General features: G+C 53.5%; 20 protein-coding genes, 1 tRNA gene and 4 pseudogenes. 7 read left to right on the top strand and 18 right to left on the bottom strand.

Features of this window, described 5'->3' with window-relative positions:
- Positions 1-51: 51 nt before the first annotated feature.
- The 7 genes from HZ99_RS05455 to HZ99_RS05425 form a co-directional block, all read right to left on the bottom strand.
- A complete protein-coding gene (locus HZ99_RS05455; protein ID WP_038441731.1) occupies positions 52-1,047 on the bottom strand; it encodes a glutathione S-transferase family protein in 996 nt (331 codons plus the stop codon).
- A gap of 88 nt (positions 1,048-1,135) precedes the next feature.
- A complete protein-coding gene (locus tag HZ99_RS05450; protein ID WP_038441730.1) occupies positions 1,136-2,137 on the bottom strand; it encodes a glycosyl transferase family protein in 1,002 nt (333 codons plus the stop codon).
- Positions 2,134-2,469 carry a TusE/DsrC/DsvC family sulfur relay protein gene (locus HZ99_RS05445; protein ID WP_038441729.1) on the bottom strand — a complete coding sequence of 112 codons (336 nt, stop codon included), beginning with the start codon at positions 2,467-2,469 and terminating at the stop codon, positions 2,134-2,136. Before HZ99_RS05445 ends, HZ99_RS05450 begins: the two co-directional genes overlap by 4 nt.
- Positions 2,466-2,759, bottom strand: coding sequence for a sulfurtransferase complex subunit TusB (gene tusB, locus HZ99_RS05440; protein ID WP_038441728.1), 294 nt, complete (start codon positions 2,757-2,759; stop codon positions 2,466-2,468). Before tusB ends, HZ99_RS05445 begins: the two co-directional genes overlap by 4 nt.
- Positions 2,759-3,109, bottom strand: a complete 351-nt coding sequence (gene tusC, locus HZ99_RS05435) for a sulfurtransferase complex subunit TusC (RefSeq protein ID WP_038441727.1) — start codon at positions 3,107-3,109, stop codon at positions 2,759-2,761. The genes tusB and tusC overlap by 1 nt, the downstream gene beginning before the upstream one ends.
- 1 nt (position 3,110) lies before the next feature.
- On the bottom strand, positions 3,111-3,503 hold the full coding sequence (gene tusD / locus HZ99_RS05430) for a sulfurtransferase complex subunit TusD (RefSeq protein WP_038441726.1): 393 nt from the start codon (positions 3,501-3,503) through the stop codon (positions 3,111-3,113).
- Positions 3,504-3,590: 87 nt separating this feature from the next.
- Complete coding sequence (locus HZ99_RS05425; RefSeq protein ID WP_038441725.1) at positions 3,591-4,262, bottom strand: Bax inhibitor-1/YccA family protein; 672 nt, start codon at positions 4,260-4,262, stop codon at positions 3,591-3,593.
- Positions 4,263-4,414: 152 nt separating this feature from the next.
- On the opposite strand from HZ99_RS05425, the gene HZ99_RS05420 reads away from it, so the two are divergent.
- Positions 4,415-4,505: transfer RNA gene (locus HZ99_RS05420), tRNA-Ser, on the top strand.
- Between the two features lie 230 nt (positions 4,506-4,735).
- Here the strand turns inward: HZ99_RS05420 and HZ99_RS29160 are convergent.
- On the bottom strand, positions 4,736-4,963 hold the full coding sequence (locus HZ99_RS29160; protein WP_080727670.1) for a hypothetical protein: 228 nt from the start codon (positions 4,961-4,963) through the stop codon (positions 4,736-4,738).
- Positions 4,964-4,989: 26 nt separating this feature from the next.
- Entirely contained in the window at positions 4,990-5,181 is a 192-nt protein-coding gene (locus HZ99_RS05415) for a hypothetical protein (protein ID WP_038441724.1), read from the bottom strand.
- Between the two features lie 152 nt (positions 5,182-5,333).
- Here HZ99_RS05415 and HZ99_RS29375 point away from each other — a divergent pair, with 152 nt between their 5' ends.
- Positions 5,334-5,807 carry a TonB family protein gene (locus HZ99_RS29375; RefSeq protein WP_327157065.1) on the top strand — a complete coding sequence of 158 codons (474 nt, stop codon included), beginning with the start codon at positions 5,334-5,336 and terminating at the stop codon, positions 5,805-5,807.
- Between the two features lie 136 nt (positions 5,808-5,943).
- Here HZ99_RS29375 and HZ99_RS05405 read toward each other — a convergent pair.
- The 3 genes and pseudogenes from HZ99_RS05405 to HZ99_RS28380 form a co-directional block, all read right to left on the bottom strand.
- Positions 5,944-6,234: pseudogene (locus HZ99_RS05405) on the bottom strand (DNA cytosine methyltransferase); the annotation flags it as partial.
- A 665-nt stretch (positions 6,235-6,899) separates the two neighbouring features.
- Positions 6,900-8,150 (bottom strand): DUF4765 family protein, encoded by a 1,251-nt coding sequence (locus tag HZ99_RS27615; protein WP_080727668.1) that lies wholly within the window; start codon positions 8,148-8,150, stop codon positions 6,900-6,902.
- Positions 8,151-8,973: 823 nt separating this feature from the next.
- Positions 8,974-9,202 (bottom strand): annotated as a pseudogene (locus HZ99_RS28380) (IS3 family transposase); the annotation flags it as partial.
- Between the two features lie 205 nt (positions 9,203-9,407).
- On the opposite strand from HZ99_RS28380, the gene HZ99_RS27610 reads away from it, so the two are divergent.
- The 3 genes and pseudogenes from HZ99_RS27610 to HZ99_RS27605 form a co-directional block, all read left to right on the top strand.
- Positions 9,408-10,208: an alpha/beta fold hydrolase gene (locus HZ99_RS27610; protein WP_158484051.1), complete on the top strand. Its 801-nt coding sequence runs from the start codon at positions 9,408-9,410 to the stop codon at positions 10,206-10,208.
- Positions 10,209-10,692: 484 nt separating this feature from the next.
- Positions 10,693-12,402, top strand: coding sequence for a polyurethanase (locus HZ99_RS05390; RefSeq protein ID WP_038441722.1), 1,710 nt, complete (start codon positions 10,693-10,695; stop codon positions 12,400-12,402).
- A 268-nt stretch (positions 12,403-12,670) separates the two neighbouring features.
- A pseudogene (locus tag HZ99_RS27605) lies at positions 12,671-12,841 on the top strand (transposase domain-containing protein); the annotation flags it as partial.
- A 193-nt stretch (positions 12,842-13,034) separates the two neighbouring features.
- Here the strand turns inward: HZ99_RS27605 and HZ99_RS05385 are convergent.
- A complete protein-coding gene (locus tag HZ99_RS05385) occupies positions 13,035-13,619 on the bottom strand; it encodes an HD domain-containing protein (RefSeq protein ID WP_038441721.1) in 585 nt (194 codons plus the stop codon).
- A gap of 1 nt (position 13,620) precedes the next feature.
- Entirely contained in the window at positions 13,621-14,748 is a 1,128-nt protein-coding gene (locus tag HZ99_RS05380; protein WP_038441720.1) for a TauD/TfdA family dioxygenase, read from the bottom strand.
- A gap of 111 nt (positions 14,749-14,859) precedes the next feature.
- Here HZ99_RS05380 and HZ99_RS05375 point away from each other — a divergent pair, with 111 nt between their 5' ends.
- Positions 14,860-15,837 (top strand): IS5 family transposase, encoded by a 978-nt coding sequence (locus tag HZ99_RS05375; protein WP_033902000.1) that lies wholly within the window; start codon positions 14,860-14,862, stop codon positions 15,835-15,837.
- 214 nt (positions 15,838-16,051) lie between these two features.
- Here HZ99_RS05375 and choX read toward each other — a convergent pair whose 3' ends face one another.
- Entirely contained in the window at positions 16,052-16,996 is a 945-nt protein-coding gene (choX, locus tag HZ99_RS05370; RefSeq protein WP_051903077.1) for a choline ABC transporter substrate-binding protein, read from the bottom strand.
- Between the two features lie 73 nt (positions 16,997-17,069).
- On the opposite strand from choX, the pseudogene HZ99_RS29495 reads away from it, so the two are divergent.
- A pseudogene (locus tag HZ99_RS29495) lies at positions 17,070-17,858 on the top strand (LysR family transcriptional regulator); the annotation flags it as partial.
- 15 nt (positions 17,859-17,873) lie between these two features.
- On the opposite strand, the gene tnpC reads toward HZ99_RS29495, so the two are convergent.
- The 3 genes from tnpC to tnpA all read right to left on the bottom strand — a co-directional run bounded on the left by tnpC (position 17,874) and on the right by tnpA (position 20,188).
- Positions 17,874-19,442, bottom strand: coding sequence for an IS66 family transposase (tnpC, locus tag HZ99_RS29150; protein WP_038441719.1), 1,569 nt, complete (start codon positions 19,440-19,442; stop codon positions 17,874-17,876).
- Positions 19,443-19,523: 81 nt separating this feature from the next.
- Positions 19,524-19,859 (bottom strand): IS66 family insertion sequence element accessory protein TnpB, encoded by a 336-nt coding sequence (tnpB, locus tag HZ99_RS28375; RefSeq protein ID WP_038441718.1) that lies wholly within the window; start codon positions 19,857-19,859, stop codon positions 19,524-19,526.
- On the bottom strand, positions 19,856-20,188 hold the full coding sequence (tnpA, locus tag HZ99_RS28370; protein ID WP_038441717.1) for an IS66-like element accessory protein TnpA: 333 nt from the start codon (positions 20,186-20,188) through the stop codon (positions 19,856-19,858). The genes tnpB and tnpA overlap by 4 nt, the downstream gene beginning before the upstream one ends.
- Positions 20,189-20,731 lie beyond the last annotated feature (543 nt).

Here is a 20,731-nt window from a genome sequence, read left to right as displayed (position 1 = left end):
GCAGCCGGGCTTGTCGGCGATGAGGCCAATGCATTCAACGCAAGGCTTGAATCAGCGCCATATCCCTTTGCCGTTCAATCTTTCTCGATCATGTGGGCTATCAAAAGCCTGTAACGGCCCCTTCGGCACAATCGCTGTAGGATTGATCGTCCGGTGGCTGGCGTAGTAATGCCCTTTGATATGAGCAAAATCCACCGTCTCGGCCACTCCCGGCCATTGATACAGCTCTCGCAACCCATTCGACAGATTCGGATAATCCGCAATCCGCTGTAGGTTGCATTTGAAGTGGCTGTAGTACACAGCATCAAAACGAATCAGCGTGGTAAACAACCGTACATCGGCCTCGGTCAGGTATTCACCGGCCAGGTAGCGATGATCGCCCAAGTGCTGCTCCAGATGGTCCAGTTCGGCAAACACCTCAGCAAATGCACTTTCGTACGCCTGCTGCGAAGTGGCAAAGCCTGCGCGATACACGCCATTGTTCACAGCGGGATAGATCCTCTCGTTCAACGCGTCAATGGTCGGGCGCAGCGGCTCGGGGTAGAGGTCCAGGGTATTGCCGGTCAGCTCGTTGAATGCACTGTTGAACATGCGGATGATCTCCGCCGATTCATTGCTGACAATACGATTGAGCTTCTTGTCCCACAGCACTGGGACCGTGACGCGCCCGGTGTAGTCGCCGGTGTCGGCGGTATAGCGCTGGTGCATAAAGGCAAAGTCGTCGAGCTTGTCGCCGGTAGAGCCATGAGCCTTGTCGAAGGTCCAGCCATTTTCCAGCATCAGCCAACTGACTACCGAAACGTCAATCAGGCTTTCCAGGCCTTTGAGCTTACGCAGGATCAGGGTGCGGTGCGCCCACGGGCAGGCCAGGGAGACATACAGGTGGTAGCGGCTGGCTTCGGCCTGGAAGCCGCCATCCCCGCTCGGGCCAGGTTGGCCATCGGCGGTGACCCAGTTGCGGCGTTGCGCCTGTTCTCGTTGGAAGGCGCCATCTGCACTACTTTCGTACCACTGGTCATGCCAGCGTCCTTCAATCAGCAAACCCATGACTGACTCCTTGGCTGTTAAGCGTTGGAGTGCAGTCTAATCGTCTGGGTTCGAAGAAATAGCGCAAAGGGTTCAGGTTAATGATCGATTAAATCGATCTATCCCGCGCGTCCCAATACTGCTTGGCCAGCTCGAACGCCTGTTCCCGTGGGTGCCCAAGGCCGCGCAGGGCCAGGGCCATGGTGGCGATCAGTGCCAATTGTGGATAGCTGTCCTGCACGTCACCGCGCCACAAGGCCTTCAAATGCTCGGGGTCGAGGCTGGCTGGCTTGACGTGACGTTGTGCGGAGAGGGCCGGCCACTCCTCATCCCAGCTCGCGCCGCCGCTGGTGCCGTACAAGTGGCTGGTGGTATCGGGATTGATCTCGATCTCGCCGCCATCACCCTTGATCACAATACTGTTGTCACCCAGCAGGCCACTGGCATCGCGGTGTACACCCTGGTAACCGGGGTGGAAGATACTTTGCAGGCCGCAGCGAGCGCGCAGCGGATTGAGGATGCGGGCCAGGGAGTGGATGGGCGAGCGCAGGCCGAGGATGTTACGCAGGTCAATCATGCGTTGCAGTTGTGGGGCCCAGTCGCCCAGCGGCATAAACGCCAGGTTGCCTTGCGTGAGAGCTGCCTCGACCTGTTGCCAGTTGCGGCACAGTGGAATCTGCAGCTCGCCCAGCAACTGCTCGGTGTACAGCCGACCGGCGGTGTGGGCGCCGCCGCCGTGCATGAAAATCCGCACGCCGCTCTGCGCCAGGCATTTGGCGGCCAGCAGGTACCACGGCAGGTGGCGCTTTTTCCCGGCATAGGTGGGCCAATCCACATCCACCTCCAGTGATGGCGGGTTGAGGCGTTCGCGCAGGGCCTCGGTGAAGCCGGCGAGCTCCTCTGGGCTTTCCTCCTTGTGGCGCAGCAGCATCAGGAACGCGCCAAGCTGGGAGTCCTCGACCTTCTCGTCGAGCAGCATGCCCATGGCTTCCCGGGCTTCTTCGCGCGTCAGGCTGCGAGCTCCGCGCTTGCCTTTGCCGAGGATGCGCACGAACGGCGCAAAGGGATGCTCGGCAGGTGTTTCGGTGATCAACGGGGCAAAATCGGTCATAAGCAGTTCGTCGGCCTGGGCAGGCCCGCCAGCTTGGCGGCAAGTTTGGCGGGAGTGCCTTTGAACAGTCGGTTGAGGTGCAGGCTGTTGCCCTTTTCCGGGCCCAGCTTCAAGGCTGTGTACTTGATCAGGGGGCGGGTGGCCGGTGACAGTTGGAACTCTTGGTAGAAGCCCCTGAGCAGTTCAAGGATTTCCCAGTGTTCGTCGCTCAATTCCAGTTCTTCGGCGCTTGCCAGGGCATTGGCCACCTCGTTCGACCAGGCATTCAGGTCAACCAGGTAACCGTCCTTGTCCAGCGCAAGGGTTTGCGTGCCTACGGTCAGGGTGTTCATAGCCAGGTGTTGACCTTGTCATGCTCGATCGACAACTGCACAAAGCCCGCATAATCGACACTTTTGGCCCACTCCGGTAACGACAGGCCGCGGGCCTGGGCATCTTCGGCAAGTACGAAGATGCCCAGGGCCTTGGCTTGCAGGGCCTGGAAAGGTGCGCTGCCGGCTTGCAGGGCATAGGTCGCATCGCCGCACAACAGGATCGCATCCGGTGCGCCACACAGGCGTAGGCAGCTGTCCAGGCGGCTGTCGGAAAAAGGGGAGTGGGACAACACATGCAAGGTCGACATCAGAGGGTCATCACCTGATCGTAACGGTCAATCATCTGGGAAATCTGCTCGTCGCTCAGTGGCTGCGCGCTTTCGGGGGCGGTCAACCCGCGCTCAGCCAGGCTGTGGCTGCAGGCGAATACATCATCAATGCCAAACAGCGAGAGAGCCTGCAGGTTGGCAGTCACGTCTTTTTGCTGCACGGCCCTGGCATCCTGGGCGGTTGCCAGTTGAAACACCCCGTCATCGAGAAACAGCAGCCCAATCGGCAAATCGAATGCGCCGCCGGCCAATACCACATCCAGCGCTTCTCGCGCGCTGGGCCCGGACCATGGTGCCTGACGGCTGATTACCAACAAGGATCTGGACATTTCATGGCCCTCCAAAGCAGATCAGACGGTCGGCGTCCTGGATAGCATCGTGCAACTGGCCAAGGCCCGACAGCACCCACGGAGCATCCAGATTCACCGCACTGCGCTGGTAGCGCGTGGCTTCTTCGGTATTCAGCACCCCACGTCGCAGCGCCGCAGCGATGCAGACCACGCCATCAAGCTGATGCTCGCTGACGAAGGCGTGCCATTGTTGGGCGATATCCTGTTCATCCTGAGGCGTGACTATCGAATTGGCGGCACTGTAGACGCCATCCTGATAGAAAAACAGCCGCACAATCTCATGCCCACCGGCCAGCGCAGCCTGGGCAAATTGCAGGGCGCGGCGCGAGGAGGGCGCGTGGGCGGCAGAAAAAAGCGCAATCGCGAACTTCATGGAACACTCTGTGGGCAAACCTTTGCCAATGATAAAGCCGCAGGCAACAAAAAGCCCGCCGAAGCGGGCTTTTTGATAACGCTGGGATCAGTCGTCGCGGCTCATGATGCCGAAGATCTGCAACAGGCTGACAAACAGGTTGTAGATCGATACATACAGGCTGACGGTTGCCATGATGTAGTTACGCTCGCCGCCATGGATGATGGCGCTGGTCTGGAACAGAATGCACACCGAGGAAAACAGCACGAAACCGGCGCTGATCGCCAATTGCAGGCCACTGATCTGGAAGAACATGCTCGCCAGCACGGCCGCCAGCAATACGAAGAAGCCAGCAGTGATAAAGCCGCCGAGGAAGCTCATGTCCTTACGGGTGATCAGGACATAGGCCGACAGGCCACCAAACACCAATGCCGTCATGGCAAATGCCGAGCTGACCACTTCCGCGCCGCCCTGCATGCCCAGGTAACGGTTAAGGATCGGGCCCAGCAGGAACCCCATGAAACCGGTCAGGGCAAACGCCGACACCAGGCCCCAGGCCGAGTCGCGCAGCTTGTTGGTAAGGAAAAACAGGCCGTAGAAGCCGATCAATACCACGAAGATATTCGGGTAGCCGACACGCATCTGCTGTGCCACATACGCCATCACGCCGCTAAATGCGAGGGTGAGGGCGAGCAGGCCGTATGTATTGCGCAGGACGCGGCTAACCTCTAGCTGCTCAGCCTGCACGTTGCTATTAACTGCGTAATCCTGTTCGCGCATGGCGACACTCCTCCAGTTTTGAAACGTTCAGTCGCAAAGATCATAACAGACGCTCTGTAACAAGCTATGCAGAGAGTTTGACAGTGTGTTTCATTCGGGTATTATGGCGCCCGCTGAGACAGGATGGGCTAGTATAATCCTGTGTTGCACAAGGGAAATTGGCAGAGTGGTTGAATGCACCGGTCTTGAAAACCGGCGAACGTTAATAGCGTTCCCAGGGTTCGAATCCCTGGTTTCCCGCCAAGATTCAGACAAAAGCCCCGCGATTGCGGGGCTTTTGTGTTTCTAGGGGTCAATAGTTGGATGTAGTTTAAACCATTAGTTTCCGCATCGTTCAAGTCGCTTTCCGCAACTACTGCCAGATCCTTTATCAACGGGGTGGCTTGCGCAGTTGCTTCAGGCTCAGGAGATTATCGCTCTACATCATCCGCGGCGGCAGGCCCCTGTTTGCCGCTTTCTTTGCTCGCATCTTTTTATCCTGCCTTTGACAAATCTAGCGCCCATGTTTCGGCCGCGACATTTTCTGCTGATGGCTTTACACCTGCCAGTTTCATTCGGGCATAGATCCGGCCGACAACTGGCCGTCTTGCTCTGGTCAGTACGTACTCCCAACTGTTTTTGTCTAGCCGGCCGTTGCATGAGGGGATCATGTAGCCAGTGATTGCCGTCAGCTCTTCCTCAGTGAGCGTTTCGCTTTGCATTCGTACTTCACGGCCTCGAACCTGCTTCAACGATAGCCGAACGGCTTGTAGATCAATGGCCGGCCCGCCATAACAATGGCGTTGCAGGGTTTTGGGTGATTGGAGTGCAGATCGTTGTGGATGTGGTTCAGCCGCATTCCAAGACGCCAACGCGGCGGCCGGCTCTTGTCGTCCTTGCGCAGCGGCTCACTGATGAGTTTTCCAATTTTTTTGAGCACAGGAATACCTCGCCCGGCGCTCACCGGCAGGAATTTATGGTTTAATGAGAAAGATTCTTAAAGGAAATGCGAGATGGTTAAGGCGTCTGCGGGGCTACCCCGTTATCTCGGACATTTTCGAGCAAGCTCAATCATGAGATATGAGATAGGGCATGCGATGCGTCTTTCTCAAGACTCACTTCGCGAACGAAAACGTCAAAGGAAATGCACTCATGAAGTACAGCTGGATAGTGCTTGTTTTACTGCTTTGTGCTTGCGTTAGTGGCCCAAGCCCTCAACAACTGGCAGATCAGCGCTTATGGGAGCAACAGTTGCTCACCCATTTGTCCTTGTACAAATACTACCCCGAACAAGCTCGACTTCTAGGGGCGACGGGCATGGTAAGAGCTGAATTCTTCGTCGACGCCCGAGGAAACTTGTCACGTCAGAAAATAATCAGCTATTCAGGGTCGGAACTCTTCGTTCCTGCTGTACAGGTATTGATCACGGCAGCATCACCCGCACCTGCGCCGCCACCTTCAATGCTTAAGGACGGCGAAATCCAAATAGTCGCTCCCTTTATATATTGCTTGGAGCCTGGCATATGTCCCGTATCTGAGGGCGGGCATGCAAGCAGCACGGAGTAGCGTTGCGGCAGCTCTAGCTATCACAGCGCAGTTCATTAGCTAAAGTGCAGACATTTCAGGCATGAGGATACTGGGATCATGACCCCCTCCCGACTTCAGCGGCAGCCTTGACGATTGCGCAGCGAGTCGCCCCAAACGGGTCGACGTGGTGGTACCCAGCGCTGCCACACTCGGCGTCCGGATCACCCTCGAACACGTCAGTGGTGAAGTGCCGGGCGCCTGGGTGGTTGACGGTGTGCATGCTGATCGCCTGCGGGCTGTGGTTCTTCGCCACATTCACCGCACAGCCCGGCCCGATCTCAAGCCCGGTACCGCCGCCGCCACTACCGCAGAAGAAGTCGACAACAATCTCATCGTCCTGAGGGTTGAAGCCGAGTCCGTATTGGGTTTTGAAATCGAAGAGGTGTTTCTTCTGTTGTGTGGACATAGGGGGCCTCGCCGGCTGGCTTGATTTATTTGTAGAAGTGATGATCTTTTCGAATTGGTTGTCAGGGAGAGCGGCAATGGCCGGTAAAAAACTTGAAGCCTTCCGCGAGTGGTTCACGCCGCGTAGGAAGCTATGGACAGCAATAGGCCTTTTTGCAATTGTTTTCGTAGTGCCAATTGTCTTTCCAGGAACGAGCGTCACTTGGCTTGTAGGGCCAGCGAGCGTCTTTTTAGTGGGCTGCTTTATTCCCGATACGAACAGAAAACGATAGGTCACGGGTGACTGGCGTGATTCGTTAATTTTGGCGATTGATTTCGACTCGGCAAAAACCTGACGGTGGCTGCGATAAGTACGAATACCGATGTGGAAGCGATACGCCTGATAGGCGATAAGGTTGTGCGGCTACTCAACTTCCCCGAGGAAAGGCTTGAGGTTGAGCTACGTCTGGGACTCAAGCTGATTGCTGATCTTGTTCGATGGTATGAGCTTACCTATCGTACGGAGCCGAATAGGTGAAAGTGGGTTGAAGTATAAGAGCTGGAACGCTGGAGTTTTGGAGCTCGCTTGAGTAAGCCGGACTACTCATGTTTCAGGCTTGGTAGAGCACCATCCAGACATAAAGATGACGGGGCATGGTAGCCCCGTCATTTACTATTGATTAAAATTTATGATGCGTTTGGCCTCGTAACCTCAGGTTTTCCAAAAGTCCGGTCATAAACTTTTAAAATCTCAATGGGAGCGCTTTTATTTGCAACGAATCCTTCCTCCACCTTGCTACCGCGAGTAAGATATTTAGCCTTTATGCGGACTACAACTAGATAGCGGTTTCTGGAGAAAGCATCTCCAATTTTTATGTCTGTGGAGAATTCTGGAAGAAAGCTCCCCTTTCCAACTTGAGTTTTAACTTGATCTACAGTGGGCCGACCTACAAGTGCATTGGCTGGCTCCCCTCCAGCACTTCCATTTGCAGCCATCATTTCTACTGGTAACTTTGAGGTTCCCCGAACTAAAGTAACAAGTTCCTCTCCGCGCTGAGGGATGATCACCATCTTCAATGCTTCTTCAAGTGGAGTCGGATGAAGGCTGCTCTCGTTGTCTGTCAGTTCACTAGGCAAAGGTCCGTCATCACTTTCGTTAGGAATAAATTCTTCGTGTTCTGGTGGTAAGTCACCGAATGAGGGTAGACGTTCAAGCTCCAAATTAGATGGAAGTTTTGGTGGGGTTACGGGGCTCAGTGGAATTCCTATCCGGCCGTTTACCCTTTTAAGGATACTTGTGATTGGTTTGCCGTCTGGGCTTACAACGTCACCCGAGGAACTCACCTTTCGAGGGCCACCAAGAGGTTCAATGGTAATAACCTCCTTTCCCTGAAGCCTAAAACCAAGGGGGAAAGAGTTCATTTTTGTCTGGACATCGTCACTGGCGATACCTGCAACCTGACCAGTGGTGACCATAATGGTTCCCACGCTTCCCGAGGCTCCGACCACCATTGCAATCACTTGACCTACCTTGCTCAAAACTTCCCGATCCGATGGGTCAAAGGTCGGAGTTTTATTATTTAATGCAGCGTGGAGATCGTCAGCAGACTCAAAGAATGAGGTAACAGGTTGGGTAAATGCTTTATTTACAATTTTCAGAAATTCGTTGAAAGTATAATCAGTTCTAATGCGCGGGTCATGAGGGGCGGTTGTGACGGTAACTCCGTCTCCTAGGTCAACGACTTTTCCTGGGTTGTTTTTTGCATCTTCAAGAGCTTTATCACGATCTATTGTCGTAGGCTGAGTGGTCGGTGGTTTTTCTTTAGCCTCATCGCGAGGCGGGGGCGCGGCGAGTGCAGCTCCTGAAATAGCCAGCGCTAGCAAAGAAAGTAGTTTGATGTTTTTCATATTTATACTAACATATATTGATTTGTGCATAGCCGCGGGGAACTCGAAGGCCTCCGTGGAAAATTTTATTTAGATTTTTAGATAATCATTTTTCCATCAGGTAGTTCCTTTTATAAATATTCGCGACACAAAATTTCATTAAGGACACATTGTGTCAAGCGTGCGAAAAATAGTTGGGATCTATTAAGGTGATAGAAAATAATTATTAATTTTTATTGATTTTTTATTTCAATGGTTTAGTGGAGGCTTTAAGTCGAAGTAAGTAAGGCTTGGGTGTGAATTGTTTTTTTTATTTTTGGTGAGGGAACTTTTTAGCTCGCGCGAATGATTAAGTTTTGTATGGCTGCAACACTTGATGGAACTGCTTGAATATCTATCTCTGACTGACGCACCTGAGCAGGCATACTGATATACGTGTTGCCACTCATTAGAGAAGGCGTTGACTCGTTTGCTGTTACCACAGTCAAGCGCCGCCCCCCGGTTACCGTGTGCCACGAGTAGGGTGGGTTATTCCTCGCCGTCGTCTAGGGCAGGTTTATCAGGATCCTCAAGCGCAAATAGCGCTTTATCGATCTCAACGTAGGGGCTCACAGTTTGTTGTCCTCGGTTTGAGCGATCAGGGTGTCATCAGTCAAGGGTTTGAGTAGGCGTTCGGCAATCTCGCCGAGCTTTCCAAGTGGATGATTGCTCCGGCCGGGTAGCTCCAATCTTCCGATTTCACCCTTGAACCCGCCATCCCTGCGATCAATAAGTAGCCCAGGGTTGGGGTGTCGACGTCGCGGTCGGCAAGAAGGTCGTTGGCGTACTCATCAACAGCCTGTACGAACGGGTGGGTCGTGACGCCTTGCTGGGCGTGCAAGTGGCGCTTGAACATCACGTCGCCACTTTCCAGCCATGAGTGCTTGATCAAACCCAGCAGTCGTTGGTTGTCTTTGGCGCGTGCAGATTGCGGCTCAGACAATCAGGCGTAATCCCACTGGGGTGGACTTTCAGCGTCAGGCAAAGCCGTCGAATCGAATAGTCCCCGCGCGTTGCTTGATAAAGGCGTACTTCAGTCGCACTCCTTGGCAAAGTACGCGGCGGCACACCACTCCCTCGACGCCATTCTTGGGCGCAGTTAGTCGTCTCTTACTCAAAAGTGTGGCTTGACAGCTTAATGCTTGGCGAACATATTTTTACGTCGCTCGTGATTTTTGAGGGGGTAAGAGGCATGGATTTTATTTAGTCAAATATATGATTGATTAAAGATTTAATAGTTTTTTGATTTCGAGAATGGTGGGGGCGGGTATGAAAGTTTTTGTCACTGGCAGGGGAGATAGGTTGCGCTACCACGAAATATATAAGGGAGAGTCGCCAGTATTATTTATTCATGGGTTGGGATGTTCTTGCAGTAGTGATTATCCAGCAGTGGTTATGTCAAGCGCCTATCCTCGACTCAAAACTATTTTGGTTGACCTGATGGGGGCTGGGTTCAGTGATAAACCGACTGATATTGATTATAGTGGCAGTGGTCTGGTTGAGATTTTAACTGAGTTTGTAAATAGTTGGGGTGATTTGAACTTTAGTATATTCGCACATAGTGCTGGCGCTTTAGTTGCACTGGAGCTTGCTGAGCGTATGGCGGATCGAGTGGATTCGTTGATTTTGTGCGAGCCGGGAATCAATAAATACGGGGCGGAGTTTTTATCTGGGATCGTATCTATGACTATGGATGAGTTTGTCGCCACCGGCTTTAAAAAAACAGTGGGGCAGCTAAGTGATGATGCAAATGATTCATGGCTCGGAAGTTTTTCCATATACTCTCCTTATGCTATATATCAGTGGGCGCAATCGGTAGTTATAGAAGATCGCCTGGCCTGGGCTCCGAAGTTTAAATTGTTGAAGACCAAGCAGAAGGGGGTTATTATTTCGGACAAGACGGCAGGTGGGGATTTTTCTTTTTTTACTCAATTAGAATGTGCTGTTGAGTGCGTAAGCAACAGCACTCATATGATTATGCATGATAATCCAGATGGCCTGGCTATGGCGATTTCAAATTTGTTGTTCAACCCGGTCAGTGAGCTTCATGATGAAAATTTCAAAGGCTAGTTGGTTTTCGTAAAACTTTGAGATTAAGGAAGGGAGCCGGCCAGAGTTTGGAATTTGTGTTCCTTCTTGGAGTAAACAGCGTAGCAGTTGGGCTGTATGGTGGAGGATTGTGTTCGGTCGGCAGGGCGCCGGGAGCGGGGGAAATCAGTTCCCAAATAAAGGAGTTGGGCCGCATTCTGCGCGGTCTTCATCGGGTAGGTGTTGGTTTCGGAAGTAAATATCTCTACAGGCCACAGCCTGCTGACGTTTGCCTGCCGGATTGCAAATCTACCTACGCCGGTTCAATTCCGGCCTCGGCCCCACTCTTTGAGCCCTCGTAGATTAAGAGCCCAGGGTAGGGTATTACTTGGAGTCAGTGATTTATCATCCCGCCAGCTATTCGATTTTTAGGTAACAATTGACAACCTTTCCCATCCCACCCTCAATTTATTCCGGCCAACCGAGCTGAAGCCACATAGACAGTCATCTGAAAAGGGCAAAGGGTATGGGCGTTTTTAACTACAAGAGCATGACGGGCGAGGACGCCAAGGCGTTGCTGAACGACGCCTTGGCTTTATCCGAATACGCTTATGATTCCACCGGGCAACCTCTGGCAATCGGTGGCTGGGCGCCTATTGGTGCACAAGCCCTGGGCGTGACGCAGAAAGTGGACAAGCAAGGTACCTTTTGGGGCGAGACAGCATTGGCGCCTTCCGCCAACGTCGAGATCTTGGGGCAATACGATGGCGTTGGTAAGTTGATTGCCATGGGGATTGCTTTTCGTGGGACTTCTTTTGCCTTGACCCTGGATGGATTGGGCGACGTGGCCAGCGACCTGGCTGCCGCCGCACTTCCCGGGTATGCCGCCAATTATGCCAAGTTCGCCTTCAGTGCGTTGCTGGAGAACGTCGCCAGCTATGCCACGAGCCAGGGCTTGACTGGCAAAAATATTCTGGTCACTGGCCATAGCCTCGGTGCACTAGGGGCCAATAGCTTGGCAACCTTGAGCCGTGATAATTGGGGCGGTTTCTATCAGGATGCAAACTATGTGACCTTCGCCTCACCTACTCAACGCTCGAGTGATACTCAGATCTTGAATATCGGCTATGAGAATGACCCTGTGTTCAAGGCTATTGATGGTAAAGGCATCAACACCTCGGCACTCTTCTGGGGTAACGATAAGGTTTGGGATTCGGCCACCAACAACCTGGTCAGCTTTACTGATAATTACGCCTCATTCCCGGCAAACTTACCCAATAGCCTTAACTGGGGAGTAGCCAAGGCTCACTCCCTGGACGGCTACATCAAAGGCTTAGAGCGTATCGCTTCCTCGGATTTCTACGACCTGACCAGCAAGGATTCGACCATCGTCGTCTCCAGCCTTACAGAGGCCACTCGTGAAACTACTTGGGTGCAAGACCTGAACCGCTACGCTGAAAAACACATCGGCAATACCTTCATTATTGGTACTGAAGGAAACGACCTGCTCAAGGGCGGAGTTGGAAATGATTTCCTAGAAGGTGGTTCTGGCAATGATCGTTTTCGCGATGACGGCGGCTACAACATCATACTAGGTGGCCAAGGCGATAACGTCCTGGAGTTGCAAAAGCCACTGAACTCCTTCGCCTTTGCCAACGATGGCGATGGCACGCTGTACATCAGCGACGCGTATGGCAGCATTAGTATGACCCGGGATATCGGTGCGCTGGTGAGCAAGGAAGCGTCTTATATACCGTGGACTTCAATCCCCTGGGGTTCCTATGAGATCACTTATCAGGTAGTCGATAATGGCCTTCTGGCCGGTACCGAATTGACGCAGTACGCTTCGTCCGCCAAAGGCGATGCGGACGACAATGCCCTCATCGCTCGTGCTGCTGGTGATTGGTTGTTCGGTTTGGGCGGCGACGATCACTTGATCGGTGGTCAGGGTAATGATGTATTCGTCGGCGGTACTGGCAATGACCTGATGGTTTCGGGAGGTGGCAACAACACCTTTCTGTTCAATGGTTTCTTCGGCAACGACAGAATCGAGGGTTACCAGGCTAGCGATAAACTTGTGTTCATGGGCATGCCTGACTTGAGCCAAGATTACGATTACCGCTCTTATGTCTCGACAGTCGAAGACAGCACGGTGCTGTCTTTTGGCGACAACTCTGTGATGTTGGTGGGTGTCGATATGACTCAACTGAATGGGGGCGGGATTTTTATTTCCTAAGGAAAATGGGGCAGAACACCGTAACTGACAGTTGGTGATCTGCTCCACTCCTAGTCCATAAGTCCCTTCGTGCGGGAGTTTTCGGACTTCAGCTCTTCGCCTGGATTCAGTTTCACCTTGCCTTGCACGACATTTCAGTCCTTGAGAGTTTGGATCGTAACCGTCCGGCGAAGCCACCTACCCGATCCCAAACTAAGGGCGATGGTGCCCAAATAGGCGGACACCATCGCCCTTAGTTTGGGGGATCGGTAGGCGTGCTCCGTTCGCTTATGGATCGCTGCGCAGTGGCAAGCGGGTGTCGGCGATCATGAGTTTGATTCAGTTAGTGCGTGTGAACGGGCATGATCCGTATGCGTTGAAGGATGTGCTGACTCGTTTACCGACGCAGCGGGCGAGTGGGATTACGGAGTTGCTCCCGCACAAGTGGGTGCCCGTTTAACTATGCAAGGCGTGTTTGCCGAAGCTTGAACTTTCTCGATCATTGGATACAGTTGGAGCGACGGAGCCATCCAAGCCCGCTTTCACGTTTGTCGGAAAAGGGCAAAACGTATCCCGAATGATTACTAAATCCATAGTTCCCGAGCCCAAAGGTTAAGGTACCTTCGGACTCGGGATAGACAATAACCAGTCGGTCAGCCAAGCGGGTACTCAGCACCTATCACTTCGGGATCAAACGGTTTGCGAGAGAATACTTTCCTGACCATTGGTGCAAAGTGCTCCAGATTTGGGGTTGGGAACGCTGGATCAAAAGAGGCCTGATCCCAACGCTCGCAAAAGTCTGCGCAGAGTTGGAAGCATGGATGGTCTATGTAGCGATCTCTCTCGTTACGATCCCCGCCAAAGTAATGGGCATAGTAGAAGTTCTGGAACAGTCCATGATGATGCAGCACCCAGGCAACCTCGCCACGTACGTAAGGTCGTATGATTGATGCCGCGTACTGGGAGTGGTTATACGGCGCGAGATCGTCACCGATGTCGTGGATCAAGGCGCCTACGATCATCTCTTCATCTGCACCGTCTGCCTCAGCGCGGGCAGCCGTTTGCAAAGAATGCTCAAGACGGTTGATTTTGTAACCGCTTAGCGTAGTGGCCAACCCTTGTAGTGCATTCAAAATTCGATCAGCCAGTCCTTTGTTGAACTCACTCTCCAGATGCTCAAGGAAATGGTATTCCTCGGACGTTCCATCTTTCATGCGAATGAACTCGACCTGCTCCATATCATGCGGCCTCTTCGGTTTGTTTGGATCGTTTGATGATTTCGCTCAAACGCTCACGCGGCCCGTCTAAGTCTATGTAGCATCCTTGCAGATGCCTTGCCCCTTCGGACGGGTTGAAGCTTGTGCGGCCATGAAGGACTCGGCTGTTGTCGAAAAACATCAGCTCTCCTGCGGCTAGCCGGAACCTCACCTCATAATGTGGATGATTGAACAACTCGGCCAAGCGCTTACGTGCTTTATGGAATGCCCGTACTTCGTCGGCACTCAGCAGCGGCAAACTGTCCAACCGTGGGCTGTAGTGCACGCCAAGAGTACGCCCAGCCTCATCGGTCTTGATCATCGGACGTCGGGTGGTGAGCTCTACACCTTTATCTACGAACCGAAAGCGAACCGGAGTGTTTTTGAGGAGCATGTAGCCTGCAGGGTCTTCTTGCATAAGCGCATCCACAACCTTGACGCTATCCACCATTGTCGAGAGCCCACCGGAGGTCTCGTTGACCAGGCAGTGCAAGAGCTGGATGCCCGGCACAGGGTCACGGTAGGGATTATCGGTATGTGGGCCCAAGCTCACTGTGCTGTAAGCTAAGTCGTTCGCCTTCGGTTTTGAACGAACTTCGAAATAGGTGCCAAAATTGGTTTCCTTGATGTACCCGAACTTTTGACCTACTTCGAGCACCTGCTCAGGGGTATTTGGGACGTTCGCAAGGACGATGTAGCCATATTGCAGATAGGCCATAAGTGCTGCTTCAAATGCTTTGCTATCACTCAGTGCTCGCCAGTCATGACGAATCAACCTCTGGTCTAAACTGCTATCCCAGGCAATGGGCGCCGGGCTGTGGTCGGCGTCAACAATTTCGGCCAGCAGATACTCTGTTGTGTAGTGGGCACTATGACCGTCGCTGAAAGCGATGCGAACCCGCCCTTGTGAAAGGGGCTCTACTTCTGTCAATTGAACGTCTGGATCAATGAGATGGGAATCGAACAGGCGCTGCTGGGTATTAGCGTCTGTCGACTCTGGATCCTGGGTTTTTTCACGGAGCCACAACGCAGGAATCTCGTACTCATCCTGGCCGGTGGAAAATTTGAGCGCAGGAGGAGTCTGTTGAACTTTCAATTCGGTGACTTGCATTTTTTGCAGATCCTGAGAGTGGAGGTGAACCCATTCTTTAGGGAAACTCTGAAAAAGACTTCCAAATCTGGTGAGATACGGCTGTCCCACGAACTGAACGGTTGAGCCCCGATGAAGCAAATGTCTTTCGCTGATGCCGAGTACGCAGGCAAACGTAAGCAGACCCGCCGTGAGCGTTTCCTGATTGAGATGGATCAGGTCGTGCCCTGGAAAGGCCTGATTGCGTTGATCGAGCCGCATTATCCGAAGGGTGAAGGCGGTCGTCCGGCGTATCCGTTGATGGCCATGCTGCGGGTTCATCTGATGCAAAACTGGTTCGGCTACAGCGATCCGGCGATGGAAGAGTCCCTCTACGAAACCACGATTCTGCGCCAGTTTGCCGGGCTGCATTTGGATCGGATTCCGGATGAAACCACGATCCTCAACTTCCGCCGGCTGTTGGAAAAACATGAGCTGGCCGGTGGGATTTTGCAGGTCATCAACGGCTATTTGGGCGACCGAGGTTTGCTGCTGCGTCAGGGAACTGTGGTCGATGCGACGATCATTCATGCGCCCAGTTCGACCAAGAACAAGGACGGTAAACGCGACCCCGAAATGCACCAGACAAAGAAAGGAAATCAGTACTATTTCGGGATGAAATCGCACATCGGTGTCGATGTTGAATCCGGTCTGGTACATAGCGTGGTGGGCACGGCGGCGAATGTGGCGGACGTGACTCAGGTCGATCAGTTGCTGCATGGCGAGGAAACTTACGTCTCTGGCGATGCCGGTTACACCGGCGTGGAGAAGCGTGCGGAGCATCAACATCGCCAGATGATCTGGTCGATCGCAGCGCGCCCCAGCAGCTATAAGAAGCATGCAAAAAAGAGCCTGATCGGTCGCATGCGCCGCAAAATCGAATACGCGAAAGCTCAAGTCCGGGCCAAGGTTGAGCATCCATTCAGGGTGATCAAGCGCCAGTTTGGTTATACGAAAGTCCGCTTCCGAGGCTTGGTGAAAAACACCGCGCAGCAGACCACACTGTTTGCCTTATCGAACCTGTGGATGATGCGAAAACGACTGTTGAATGCAGGCGAGGTGCGCCTGTGATGTGGACAATGAGCCCTGAAAAGGTGCTATTCCGCAAAAAACAGTGAACTGACAGGAGGAAAGGTCTGATTTTCGATTAAGTCGGTGTTTTTTGAACCTCAGACAGCGAGGCCGTTAAAAACGGCTGCTTACTTCAGACCTTCCTTAGAGAAGTGTGCTTGATGAAAACGCGGGAAATCAGCATCCCAGCCATGCATTTTTCTAATGATTAACGTCAGATGCCAAAGTAGGCGCGGGACGCGCTCATAGCATCTTTCCCATCAAACGTCGTAACGCCGCCGAGCCATTTTTCCAGCCAGGCGGGATTCTTCTTGATCCATTCTTTCGCGAGCATGACGGGGTCTTTTTTGTTCAGGACGCCTACCATGATTTCGCTTTCCATGTCGGTGTCGAAGCGCATATTGCTGATAAGCTTCGCGGCATTCGGGCAACGCGTTGCGTAATCGGGCGCCGTAACGGTATAGACAGTGGCTGCACCATAATCGGGGCCAAATACTTCGTCTCCGCCTGAAAGGTAGGTCATTTTGAATTCTAGGTTCATCGGGTGAGGCGCCCAGCCAAGAAATACGATTGGCCTTTTGCGTGCTATGGCGCGTGAGACCTCCATCCGCATTGCGGTTTCGCTGGACTCGACCAGGGTGAAGCTACCCAAACCATAGAGATTTTTTTCGATCATCTTCTTCAGGGATGAATTACCACCGCTTCCAGGCTCAATGCCATAAATTTTCCCACCCAACTGATCTTTAAATTTTGCGAGATCTTGGAAAGAATGAAGGCCCTGATCCGCAAGATAAGTGGGTACTGCCAGAGTGTACTTGGCACCTGTCATGTTCGGTGGCTGTTGCTTGAGCAGCTTGCCTTCGTTGACCAATGGCATGACGGTGGGGTCGAGGGAAGGCGACCAATAGTCGAGAAGCGCGTCCAGTTTTCCCGCTTGGATCGACCCGAGAGCAATAGGCACTGCGACCAGCGTTTTGCTTGGGGCGTAGCCTAAGGACTCAGCCAAGGCCATCGTCACTCCATTGTTGGCAGCATTGTCCGCCCAGCCAAGATCGGCCAATCGAATAGACTTGCACTGATCGGGATCGCCTGCCGCGAACGCGTTTAAAGAGGTGAAGGTAAATCCATAAAAAGCTAAATAAAACAAGGCCTTGCGCATGATTCGTCTCCGCGTGCTAGCTAGGTAAACTTGGGTCAGTAGGTCTTGGCAGAGAGCAAATTTGTGTGTGAGGATGACCGAGCTTTCTTGTTTTAGATTTCGGTTCAAGCCCAAGATTACTGAGTCGCTAGCGGCCGAGATACACGCTCAAACCTTATACGAGGCATGCATAAATCTTATGGGCGGACAGAGAAAAACTTTCCCTGCCATGAAGGCGCTGGTGGCGTTTGAGGCCGCAGTTAGACTCGGGTCTATGACCGCAGCGGCCAGGGAAATAGGCACCACTCAGCCTGCGATCTCACAGCAAATCAGAAGCCTTGAGGAAACGGTGGGAGGAGCCTTGCTTGATCGCTCGGGCAATCACCTGCGGCCAACGGCCAGTGGAAAGCGCTTCTACGAAGACCTATCGCCCTTGCTTTCCAACTTAGACTCTGCGTTGGAAAGAGTCCGAGCCGGCCTTTCTAACCATGTCCCATTGATTACCATTTCTGCGAATTTTGGCTTTTCCCATCTTTGGCTATTACCCAGGCTGCATCTTCTACAACTCGAATTTTCTGGTTTACGATTTCAAATTCTTCCCATGGACTCGCATGACATATCCAATTTGCATGACGTAGATTTGGCCATCAGCTTCGATCTACGCGACTCCAAAATGGAAAGCGAAATCATGATCGCGCCGGAGAAGGTTTTTCCAGTATGCAGCCCGGATTTTGCGCAGCAGCACGGTTTGTGGAGTGACGTAACACTGAGCGACTTGAGGTCGCTGGTGTTGCTTCACATGGATGAGCGCAATCCAAGATGGCTGGATTGGGCGAGATGGTCTGCCCTTGCAGGATTTGGTTCAATTGTATGCGTCCGGGCATCCCGCCTTGCGCAACTAAACCGGTTGCCATCTATGCGGCAGCAGCTCCGCAATCTCACTCGCCCGCTGCGTCGGCAGGCGCGTGAGGACGTCCTTCAAATAAGCATACGGATCATGCCCATTGAGCCGCGCCGACTGGATCAAGCTCATGATCGCCGCAGCCCGTTTGCCGCTGCGCAGTGAACCTGCAAAGAGCCAGTTCTTGCGACCCAACGCCCATGGCCGGATCTGGTTCTCGCACCAGTTATTGTCGATGGGTACGGCCCCGTCATCGAGATAGCGCGACAGCGCCGTCCAGCGTTTCAGGCTGTAATCCAGTGCTTTGCTGATAGCCGAGCCATCGTGCACAAGTAGGCGCTGGGCGATCATCCAGGCATGCAGTGCACCCATCACCGGCACAGCTTTTTCCTGCCGTATTCGGTGGCGAAAATCCGGTTCAAGGTCGCGGATCTCACTTTCGATTTCGTAAAGTAACTGGATGTAGCGCAAGGCCTGCTCGGCGAGCTGGCTCTTGTTGGTGGCGTGTAGCTCGAAGAACTTGCGTCTTGCATGGGCCATGCAACCGATTTCGGTTACGCCGAGTTCAAAGCTGGCCTTGTAGCCACCGAAATCATCACAGACCAGCTTGCCCTTCCAGTCTTGCAGAAAGTTACGAGCATGCTCACCGGCGCGGCTGGGGCTGAAGTCGTAGACGACAGCCGCTGTTTCGCAGAGTTGGCTGGTGGCGTAGGCCCAGACATAGGAACGATGAGTTTTTTTCGAGCCCGGCATTAGCATCTGCACGGGTGTTTCATCGGCGTGAATGACCTGCTGCCCGAGCACTACATCGCGCAGCGCATCCACCAGAGGCTGTAACTGCACGCCAGTAACGCCAACCCATTGGGCCAAGGTTGAGCGTGGGATGGCCAAACCGGCTCGACCAAAAATCGACTCCTGGCGATAGAGCGGCAAATGGTCGGCGAACTTGGCGATCATCACATGGGCTAGCAGCCCGGCGGTGGGGATGCCCTTGTCGATGACCTGCGCCGGAACCGGCGCCTGGATCAGCGTTTCGCAGTCATCACAAACCCACTTGCCGCGAATGTGACGCTCCACGGTAAACACGCCGGGCGTGTAGTCCAGTTTCTCGCTGACGTCTTCACCGATACGCTTGAGGGCGCAGCCGCATGGGCAGTGAGTGTTGTCCGGTTCGTGATGGATCAGGGTGCGTGGAAACTCCGGCGGCAACGCAGCGCGCTTGGGCTTTTGCTTTGCCTCGGTTGGAGTTGGAGCTGTTTGCAAGGCCTGAAGCTCAGCCTCAATCGCCGCGATATCGGTATCGATCAAGTCATCGAGCAAGCTGGCCTGCTCCGGACTCAACTGCTCGCTACGCTTGGCAAATTTGAAGCGCTTGAGCTGCGCGATCTCGTGGCTCAACTTTTCGATCACCGTTTGACCATGATGGATCCTCTTACCCATGGTCTCGACGGTCTTGCCCATTGTTTCGACTTGTTGGTCCAGCGTCTCGACACGCTGCATCAACTGCGCTGCCAGAGCGCGCAGTTGTTCAGGGGTCAGGTGATTGAGATCAGGGAGCGAAGTCATGCCGCCGATTTTGCCAGAACAGGTCAAAACCAACGATAGGCTGATCGGACAATTGCACAGCCAGATGGGGCATGGCAGAAGTTATACGATGGAAATCGCGTTGCCTGGCCCGACCCTTTGCCAAGGCAAACCTAGCACCAGAGCATGCAGTTGCTCGGAGCCCAATTCTATCTGCGAACCGTGCCGGGAACCCGGCCAGAAGAACTTGCCCTGATGCAGCCTGCGCGCCGCCAGCCAGATGCCCAGCCCGTCGTGCACCAGCACTTTCATGCGATTGGCACGGCGGTTGGCAAACAGATAAGCACAGTGCGGCTGCGCCGCACCGAACACTGCTACCACCCGAGCCATCGCAGTGTCGGTGCCGGCGCGCATGTCCATGGGCTCGGTGGCGAGCCAGATGGTGTCGATGCGGATCATCGCAACAGGTCTCGCAGAAAGGTGGCGCAGGCGGCAGCACTTTCGGTCGGCCAGTTCACTTTGACGGTGCCACGCGGGTGCTGGATTTCAACGCAGATGTTCGATGATGCAGCTTGCGAATTTCCTCCGGCTAGCTGCAAGGGTAGCGGAACGAAAGCAGGTTGCAGCGCCATGGCTTTCTGCGTTTGCACTCGAATCCATTTGTGGACGAGGTTCGCGTTAAGGCTGTGGCTGAGTGCGACGCTGGCAATCGAAGCGCCGGGCTGGGCACACTCTTGAATGAGCTGGGCCTTGAAGGATTTGGAGTAGGAACGGCGTTGTGGCTGCATGGAAAGACCCGCTTAAAAGGCTAGAAATGGTGTCCACTTAAATTAGGTGGACACCATCGCCTTTGGCGTCGGGGTCAGGAAGGTGTGTTGGCCGGACGCATACGTTCAATTGATGAAAAAACCAGTTTCACTTTTAACAATTATCCATTGCTTTTGAACGCTGCCATTCAAGGAAAAGGCCTCACGCTCGGTTGGGGTGCGCTTGTAGATCAGGCGATCCAGGATGGTCTATTGGTGCGGTTAGGGCCGACAGTAATTCGCGATGACCACGGTTACCTACTGCGCACTCGGCATCGTAACAACTCGCTAATCACCCCTGTAATTGAGTGGTTTAGGTCGTCTATGGCCCATGCGAACTCCTGATTTTGATGGGGCGTCGCTCAAAGATTGGACTGGCCCGCCCCCGTAGACATTTTCCAGACTCAAAGTGAGGAGGCGCAAATACTCACCGGAGTGAGGCGTGCGGATGAAGTGAGGTGAGTCGGGGTGTCGAATCCGACTCACCGGCAGAGCCAGCACATATTGACGGGGCTGGTTGAGTCA

This window comes from Pseudomonas fluorescens, from assembly GCF_000730425.1.
In the GTDB taxonomy this organism is placed as follows: Bacteria; Pseudomonadota; Gammaproteobacteria; order Pseudomonadales; family Pseudomonadaceae; genus Aquipseudomonas; species Aquipseudomonas fluorescens_X.
Note: the sequence above shows the minus strand (reverse complement) of the source record. Positions and strands in the feature narration are given on the sequence as shown.

Coding starts and splice junctions, on each gene's coding strand:
- HZ99_RS05380 (WP_038441720.1), bottom strand. CDS start 14,748: ATGCAAGTCACCGAATTGAAAGTTCAACAGACTCCTCCTGCGCTCAAA.
- tusC (WP_038441727.1), bottom strand. CDS start 3,109: ATGTCCAGATCCTTGTTGGTAATCAGCCGTCAGGCACCATGGTCCGGG.
- HZ99_RS29375 (WP_327157065.1), top strand. CDS start 5,334: ATGCGATGCGTCTTTCTCAAGACTCACTTCGCGAACGAAAACGTCAAA.
- HZ99_RS05450 (WP_038441730.1), bottom strand. CDS start 2,137: ATGACCGATTTTGCCCCGTTGATCACCGAAACACCTGCCGAGCATCCC.
- HZ99_RS05390 (WP_038441722.1), top strand. CDS start 10,693: ATGGGCGTTTTTAACTACAAGAGCATGACGGGCGAGGACGCCAAGGCG.
- HZ99_RS05425 (WP_038441725.1), bottom strand. CDS start 4,262: ATGCGCGAACAGGATTACGCAGTTAATAGCAACGTGCAGGCTGAGCAG.
- tnpC (WP_038441719.1), bottom strand. CDS start 19,442: ATGACTTCGCTCCCTGATCTCAATCACCTGACCCCTGAACAACTGCGC.
- HZ99_RS05445 (WP_038441729.1), bottom strand. CDS start 2,469: ATGAACACCCTGACCGTAGGCACGCAAACCCTTGCGCTGGACAAGGAC.
- HZ99_RS05385 (WP_038441721.1), bottom strand. CDS start 13,619: ATGGAGCAGGTCGAGTTCATTCGCATGAAAGATGGAACGTCCGAGGAA.
- tusD (WP_038441726.1), bottom strand. CDS start 3,503: ATGAAGTTCGCGATTGCGCTTTTTTCTGCCGCCCACGCGCCCTCCTCG.
- HZ99_RS27610 (WP_158484051.1), top strand. CDS start 9,408: ATGAAAGTTTTTGTCACTGGCAGGGGAGATAGGTTGCGCTACCACGAA.
- tusB (WP_038441728.1), bottom strand. CDS start 2,759: ATGTCGACCTTGCATGTGTTGTCCCACTCCCCTTTTTCCGACAGCCGC.
- HZ99_RS05375 (WP_033902000.1), top strand. CDS start 14,860: ATGAAGCAAATGTCTTTCGCTGATGCCGAGTACGCAGGCAAACGTAAG.
- tnpB (WP_038441718.1), bottom strand. CDS start 19,859: ATGATCCGCATCGACACCATCTGGCTCGCCACCGAGCCCATGGACATG.
- HZ99_RS27615 (WP_080727668.1), bottom strand. CDS start 8,150: ATGCACAAATCAATATATGTTAGTATAAATATGAAAAACATCAAACTA.
- HZ99_RS29160 (WP_080727670.1), bottom strand. CDS start 4,963: ATGCAAAGCGAAACGCTCACTGAGGAAGAGCTGACGGCAATCACTGGC.
- tnpA (WP_038441717.1), bottom strand. CDS start 20,188: ATGCAGCCACAACGCCGTTCCTACTCCAAATCCTTCAAGGCCCAGCTC.
- HZ99_RS05455 (WP_038441731.1), bottom strand. CDS start 1,047: ATGGGTTTGCTGATTGAAGGACGCTGGCATGACCAGTGGTACGAAAGT.
- choX (WP_051903077.1), bottom strand. CDS start 16,996: ATGCGCAAGGCCTTGTTTTATTTAGCTTTTTATGGATTTACCTTCACC.